The sequence below is a fragment of the Kitasatospora sp. NPDC085895 genome (genome assembly GCF_040702125.1).
GTDB classification, from domain to species: domain Bacteria; phylum Actinomycetota; class Actinomycetes; order Streptomycetales; family Streptomycetaceae; genus Kitasatospora; species Kitasatospora arboriphila.
This window is the reverse complement of sequence record NZ_JBFBJY010000056.1, coordinates 52,429-53,504: the sequence shown is the minus strand read 5'-3', so window position 1 is coordinate 53,504 and position 1,076 is coordinate 52,429. Positions and strand designations below refer to the sequence as shown.

Below are 1,076 nucleotides of genomic sequence, written 5' to 3'. Positions count from 1 at the left end.
CGAACGCCACCACCGCATGCACCGCGCCGTCGTGCCCGAGCGGTTCGCACACCTGGACACCCGCCAGCGGATCCCACACCCGCACCGTGCGATCGTCGCTGCTGGTGGCCAGCAGCGGCTGGCCGTCCGGCCCGTCGAACGCCACCACCGCATGCACCGCGCCGTCGTGCCCGAGCGGTTCGCACACCTGGACACCCGCCAGCGGATCCCACACCCGCACCGTGCGATCGGAGCTGCCGGTGGCCAGCAGCGGCTGGCCGTCCGGCCCGTCAAACGCCACCACCGCCCACACCACGCTGTCGTGCCCGAACGGTTCGCTGACCTGGGTACCTGCCAGCGGATCCCACACCCGCACCGTGCGATCGTCGCTGCTGGTGGCCAGCAGCGGTCGGCCGTCCGGCCCGTCGAACGCCACCACCGCATGCACCGCGCCGCCGTGCCCGAGCGGTTCGCACACCTGGACACCCGCCAGCGGATCCCACACCCGCACCGTACGATCGGAGCTGCCGGTGGCCAGCAACGACCGGCCGTCCGGCCCGTCGAACGCCACCACCGCCCACACCACGCCGTCGTGCCCAAGCGGTTCGCACACCTGGACACCCGCCAGCGGATCCCACACCCGCACCGTGCGATCGGAGCTGCCGGTGGCCAGCAGCGGCTGGCCGTCCGGCCCGTCGAACGCCACCACCGCATGCACCGCGCCGTCCTGCCTGACCAGCGGCTCACCCACCTGGACACCCGCCAGCGGATCCCACACCCGCACCGTGCGATCGGAGCTGCCGGTGGCCAGCAGCGGCCGGCCGTCCGGCCCGTCGAACGCCACCACCGCATGCACCCAGCCGTCGTGCCCAAGCGGTTCGCACACCTGGACACCCGCCAGCGGATCCCACACCCGCACCGTGCGATCGGAGCTGCCGGTGGCCAGCAGCGGCTGGCCGTCCGGCCCGTCGAACGCCACCACCGCCCACACCACGCTGTCGTGCCCAAGCGGTTCGCTGACCTGGGTACCTGTCAGCGGGTCCCACACCCGCGCCGTGTGATCGTCGCTGCCGGTGGCCAGCAGCGGCCGGCCGTCC

General features: G+C 73.7%; 1 pseudogene. It reads right to left on the bottom strand.

Going from position 1 to position 1,076, the window contains the following annotated elements:
• Positions 1-1,076 (bottom strand): annotated as a pseudogene (locus AB0442_RS28655) (hypothetical protein); the annotation flags it as partial.